At 75.8% G+C, this 6,114-nt stretch carries 2 protein-coding genes and 1 pseudogene; all 3 read left to right on the top strand.

What is annotated here, in order from left to right:
* Nucleotides 1–2,266, top strand: a pseudogene (locus PYV61_RS19520) (hypothetical protein); the annotation flags it as partial.
* A 187-nt stretch (nt 2,267–2,453) separates the two neighbouring features.
* Nucleotides 2,454–3,968 (top strand): amidohydrolase family protein, encoded by a 1,515-nt coding sequence (locus tag PYV61_RS19515; RefSeq protein ID WP_275834738.1) that lies wholly within the window; start codon nt 2,454–2,456, stop codon nt 3,966–3,968.
* A partial coding sequence (locus PYV61_RS19510; RefSeq protein WP_275834737.1) for a M1 family aminopeptidase occupies nt 3,965–6,114 on the top strand: 2,150 nt, incomplete at its 3' end. The genes PYV61_RS19515 and PYV61_RS19510, both read left to right, overlap by 4 nt.

Below are 6,114 nucleotides of genomic sequence, written 5' to 3'. Positions count from 1 at the left end.
CGCCGCCGCGGCCGGCGCCGGGTGGTGGGCGCTCGGCGTCGGGAGCGGCGTCCCGCGCGGCGGCGACCCGCGCAAGTCGTACTTCGTGGCGCCGTTCGAGGTGCAGAGCGGCGACCCGCAGCTCACCTGGCTGCGCGAGGGGAGCGTGAGCATGCTGGCGCTCACCCTGTCGCAGTGGCGCGACCTGCACGTCGTCGACTACGAGCGCGCGCTCGACCTGCTGCGCGACCTCGAGCTCGACGACGAGCGGCGGCTGACGCGCGAGGACGCGCTGCGGCTGGCGCGGCGCGCGGGCGTCTGGACCGCCGTCACCGGCGTGGTCACCGGGACCGCCGACTCGCTGTTCGTGGTGGCCAGCGTGTGGGACGTGGCGTCGGGGCAGAGCGTCGAGAAGGCGCAGCGCGCCGCGCCCCGCTCGGCCGACCCGCGCACGGTGTTCGACGCCCTCGCCCGCGACCTGCTCGACCTGGTCGGCGCGCCGCCGCAGGGGACGGTCGCGCTGGCGCAGTCCACCACGTCGTCGGTCGAGGCGTACCGCGCCTACCTCGACGGGTCGCGCGCGCTCAACGCCTGGCAGCTGCAGCGCGCCGACTCGCTGTTCGGCCGCGCGGCGGCGCTCGACTCGACCTTCGCGCTCGCGCACTACCGCCGCGCGCTGACCCTCGGCTGGGCCTCGGCGGGGAGCGACGCGCAGCAGCAGGCGGTGACGGCCGCCATCCGGCACGCCGGGCGGCTCCCGCAGCGCGAGCGCGCGCTGGTCGACGCGTACGCCGACCTCACGACCGCGCTGCGCGCGCAGCAGCGCCGCGACACGGTCACCGAGGGGCGCGCGTTCGTCGACGCGCAGCGCAAGTACGCCGCCGTGGTGGCGCGCGACTCGGCCGACGCCGAGGCGTGGTACGGGCTCGGCGACGCGCTCTGGCACCACCGCCCCGGCGGGTGGGCGAGCGCCGCCGCGGTCGTGAACTGGAGCGCCGCGCTGCGCGCCTTCAACCGCACGCTGGCGCTCGACTCGTCGTTCCACCTCGCGTACTCGCACAAGCTCGACATGTACCGCGCGGCCGCCGAGCAGGGGTCGGCGGTGGTGCTGGCGGGCGACTCGCTGCGCCACGTGGCCGGGGAGCCGGCGCGCCTGGCCGCCGACCCGCAGATCCGCGAGGCCAAGCGCCGCGCCGCCGAGCTGGCGACGCGCGAGGCGCGGAGCTGGGCGGCGGCCGACCCGGTGCCGCAGGCGTTCCTCGCGCTCTCGCGCGCCTATCTGAACGTCGGGCGGATGGACTCGGCGGTCGCGGTGCTCGACACGGCGCTGGCCGCGCACGCCGAGCTGCGCACCGGGATGCTCCCGCTGCTGCGCGCGCAGCTGGTGGCGCGGCTGCGCCCCGCGGAGGCGCCGGCGGCGGTGCGCGCGGCGCTCGCGACGGTCACGCCCGAGGGGCTGCGCCGGCAGGGGACGGCCGACCTGATGCCGCTCGTGCTCGGCGCGTCGGCGGTCGCGGGGATGGGCGGCTCGGCGCGCGACGTGGACGCGATCGGGCGCGTGCTCGCCGAGGCGGTCCCCACGGTGCCGGGGCTCGCCGGCCCGAGCCGGCCGATGATCGACTGGTGGAACCTCGCCGCCAAGCTGGCGATGGGGGTGCCGCCCGCGTCGCTGCGCGCGCCGCTCGACTCCGGGATCGCGTACATCGACCGGACGGGGAGCGCGGGGCCGGGCGGGCCGCAGCCGGCGACGTCGGTGCCGTACGTCGCGTACCTGGCGACGCGCGACGCGCGCTACCTGGCCGCGCTGCGCCGCTGGCGCGCCGGCAACCCGCAGCCGCTCCCCGAGCTCGACGCGCTGGAGGCGCTGGCGCGGCGCGACACCGCGCGGGCGCGCGAGATCGCGCGCGGCTTCCCGTCGCCCGACTCGATGCGCACCGCCGACGCGGGGATGAACCCGTCGCGGTGGGTGGCGCGCGCGCAGGTGCTCGCCGACCTGGGCGACGCGCGCGGCGCGCTGGCGATGTACGAGGTGCTCGAGCCGCGCCGGTTCGCCGAGTTCGGCCTCGTGGACCCGGGCTTCACGCTCTACGCCCGCAGCTACCTCGCGCGCGGCCGCCTGTACGAGGAGCTGGGCGAGCGCGCCAAGGCCGCCGCCGCCTACGAGCGCTTCCTCGAGTTCTGGAAGGACGCCGACCCCGCATTCCAGCCGCAGCTGCGCGAGGCGCGCGAGGGGCTGGCGCGCGCGAAGGACGCGGGACGCGGCGCGGTCCCCGTCGGCGTGCGCTGACGTCGGGGCACGGCAACGACCAGGATACGGATGAGGCGGATCTCATCGGGATCCTGGACGTGGATGGCCACTGGACTGGAGTCTCCGAGCCATCCACATCACGGATCCGACTGGAATCCGTCTCATCCGTATCCTGGCAGTTGATCTTTCCCAGCCGCCCGCCGCGTCCCCCACGACCACTCCCGCCATGCGACGACTGATCCTGCTCCTCCTGCTGGCCGCGCTGCCGGCGCGGGCCCAGGCGCCGACGCCGTCGATCGGCACGCGCCACGCCCGCCTGCTCATCCGCGGCGCGCTGGTCATCGACGGCGCCGGGAACCCGACGCGCGGGCCGATGGACATCCTCGTCGAGGGGACGCACATCGCCGCCGTGCAGCCGTCGGCGGAGGACGTCGAGTCGAGCGGGAGCAGCGTCGGCGGGGGGCGGATCCGCGGGCCGTTCGACCGCGTGATCGACGCGCGCGGGCTGTACGTCATGCCCGGGATCGTGGACGTGCACGGGCACACGCAATTCAGCCGCGCCGGGCGCGCGATGCCCAAGGACTACGTCTACAAGCTCTGGCTCGCCCACGGCATCACGACCGTGCGCGACCCGGGATCGGGGGAGGGGATCGACACGATGGCGGCGCACGCGCGGCTGTCGGCCGAGAACCGGATCAACGCGCCGACGCTGGTGCCGTACGCCACGCCGTCGGCCGACACGCCGGAGGAGGCGCGCGCCAACCTGCGGTCGCTCAAGGCGCGCGGCGCGCGGGGGCTCAAGGTCTTCATCGCCCGCCCCGACGTGTGGGAGGCGATCGGCGACGAGGCGCGGAAGCTCGGCCTCCCGATCGCGACCGACATGAAGATCCAGGAGTACGACGCGCTCGACGCGGCGCGCCTGCGCGTGCGGTCGATCGAGCACTGGTACGGGATCCCGGACGCGGCGATCCCGGGGCCGCAGGACTTCCCGGCCGGCTACAACTACGACGACGAGCGCGACCGCTTCCGCTGGGCGGGGGACCTGTGGCGCCAGGCCGACTCGGCGCGGCTGTCGGCGGTGCTCGACTCCATGGTCGCGCGCGGGATGACCTGGGACCCGACGTTCGGCGTGTACGAGGCCAACCGCGACCTGACGCGCGCCCGCGCGCTGCCGTGGTTCGCCGAGTACGCGATGCCGCAGGTGCTGACGAACTTCGAGCCCGACCCGACGCGCCACGGCTCGTACCACGCCGACTGGACGACGGCCGACGAGGTGCGGTGGCGCGAGAACATGGCGATCTGGATGCGCTGGGTGCGCGAGTACGCGCGCCGCGGCGGCAACGTCACGGTCGGCAGCGACGCGGGGTTCATCTACCACCTGTACGGCTTCGGCACCGTGCGCGAGATGGAGCTGCACCAGGAGGCGGGCTTCCACCCGCTCGAGGTGATCCGGCACGCGACGTCGAACGGCGCCAAGGCGCTGGGGCTCGCGACCACCGGCGTGATCCGCCCGGGCTTCGACGCCGACCTGGCGATCGTGGACGGGAACCCGCTGCACAACCTCAAGGTGCTGTACGGCACCGGGGTGCTCACGGAGCGCGACGGGAAGCTGGTGCGCGCGGGGGGCGTGAAGTGGACGGTGAAGCAGGGGATCGTGTTCGACGCCGAGGCGCTGCGGGCGGACGTGCGGGGGATGGTGCAGCGGGCGAAGGGGGCGACCGCCAGCGCGGGGGCGCCGTGATCCTCGCGCGGGTGCTGCGCGGCTGCGGGCTGCGGGCTGCGGGTCAGTGGAATCCGCAGCCCGCAGCCCGCGGCGTCCGCCGGATCGGCGCTCTCCTCGCGCTGCTGGCGTCGTCGCTCGGCGCGCAGCCGGCGTCGAGCCCCGGCGTGTCGGAGGAGTTGGCGCGATGGCGCGCGACGCGCGTCCGCGACGTGCGCTACGAGCTGTCGCTCGCCGTGCTGGAGCGCGACACCGCGCGCGGGAAGGTCGTGGTGCGCTTCGTCCGGAGCGGCGACGGCGACGCGGTGCTCGACTTCCGCGGGCCGGCGCTGTCGGGCGTCGTGGCCAACGGGCGGTCGCTCCCCGACGTGCGCGGCGACGGGGCGCACGTGCGCGTGCCGGCCGCGGCGCTGAAGGCCGGCGAGAACGCGCTGGCGTTCGACTTCAAGGCGGCGATCGCCCCCGCCGGCGCGAGCGTGATCCGCTACAAGGACGCCACCGACGGCGCCGAGTACCTGTACACGCTGCTCGTCCCGAGCGACGCGAACGCGCTCTTCCCCTGCTTCGACCAGCCGGACCTGAAGGCGCGGGTGAAGCTGTCGCTCACGGTGCCGCGGGACTGGCGCGCGGTGGCGAACGGCGCGCTCGTCGACAGCACGGACATGGTCTGGGACCACGAGGGCGGCGGCACCGAGGTGCGGATCCTCGGCTTCGCCGAGACGCGCCCGATCAGCACCTATCTGATCGCCTTCGCCGCCGGGCCGTGGAAGACCATCACCCGCACCGTCGACGGCCGCGCGATCACCCTCTACGCCCGCGCGTCGCGCATGGCGGAGGTCGAGGCCGACTCGCTGATCGACGCCAACGCGCGCGCGCTGCGCTGGCTCGGCGACTGGTTCGGGCGGCCGTACCCGTTCGACAAGTACGACTTCGTCCTCGCGCCGGCGTTCCCGTTCGGCGGGATGGAGCACCCGGGCGCGGTGTTCTACAACGAGGAGTCGTTCGTCTTCCGCGAGCGCCCGACGCAGCCGCAGCGCGTCGGCCGCACCGCGACGGTCTACCACGAGGTCGCGCACCAGTGGTTCGGCGACCTCGTGACCATGCGCTGGTTCGACGACCTGTGGCTGAAGGAGGGGTTCGCGACGTACATGGCGGCGCGCATGCAGGCCGCGCTCGACCCGGCGTCCGAGGCCTGGAAGACCTTCTACCTGCGCAACAAGCCGGCGGCCTACGCGGTCGACGCGTCGCTCGGCACCACGCCCGTCTGGCAGCAGCTCGCGAACCTCGACCAGGCCAAGAGCAACTACGGCGCGATCGTCTACAACAAGGCGCCGTCGGTGCTCAAGCAGCTGGAGTACGTCGTGGGCGAGCGCGCCTTCCGCGACGGCGTGCGCACCTTCCTCGCGCGCCACGCCTACGCCAACGCGACCTGGCGCGACCTGCTGGCGGCGGTCGGCGGCGCGGCCGGGCGCGACCTGACGGCGTGGGGCGGGCAGTACATCCTGCGCCCCGGCCTGCCGGTGCTCGAGGCGACGCGCGACGCGCGCGGCGTGAGGATCGCGCAGCGCCCCGCGCAGCGGCTCTCGGGCGCCGGCGCGTGGCCGGTCCGCGCCGAGCTGCTGGTGAGGGGGGACGGCGCGTCGCAGCTCCGCCGCCCGGTCACCCTCGCGGGCCCCACGACGCGCGTCGCGGTCGCGGCCGACCCGGCGGCGCTCGTCTTCCCGAACGCCGGCGACCACGCCTACGCGCTCACCCTGCTCGACTCGGCGAGCGTGGCGTGGGCCGAGCGGCACCTGGCGACGCCGGGGGACGTGGGGGACCCGCTGCTGCGCGCGCAGCTGTGGGGCGCGCTGTGGGACCTGGCGCGCGAGGCCCGCTACGCGCCGACGCGCTTCCTGGCGCTGGCCGGGCGCGCGCTGCCCGAGGAGCGCGACGAGCAGATCGCCGGCTTCCTGCTCGCCCGCGCGACGCGCGCCGCCACGCGCTGGCTCGGCCCCGCGCAGCGCGACTCCGCGCTCCCGGCGCTCGAGGCGACGCTGGCGCGCGTGGCCGACGACCCGGCGCGCCCGTACGGGCTGCGCAAGGCGCACCTCGACGCGCTGGTCGCGGCGGCGCTCTCGCCGGCGGCGCTGGCGGCGCTCGACGCGCGCCTCGACGCCGACGCGGC

The organism is Roseisolibacter sp. H3M3-2 (assembly GCF_029211165.1).
Classification (GTDB): domain Bacteria; phylum Gemmatimonadota; class Gemmatimonadetes; order Gemmatimonadales; family Gemmatimonadaceae; genus Roseisolibacter.
The sequence above is the reverse complement of the archived record's forward strand: the minus strand, read 5'-3'. Positions and strand labels throughout refer to the sequence as shown.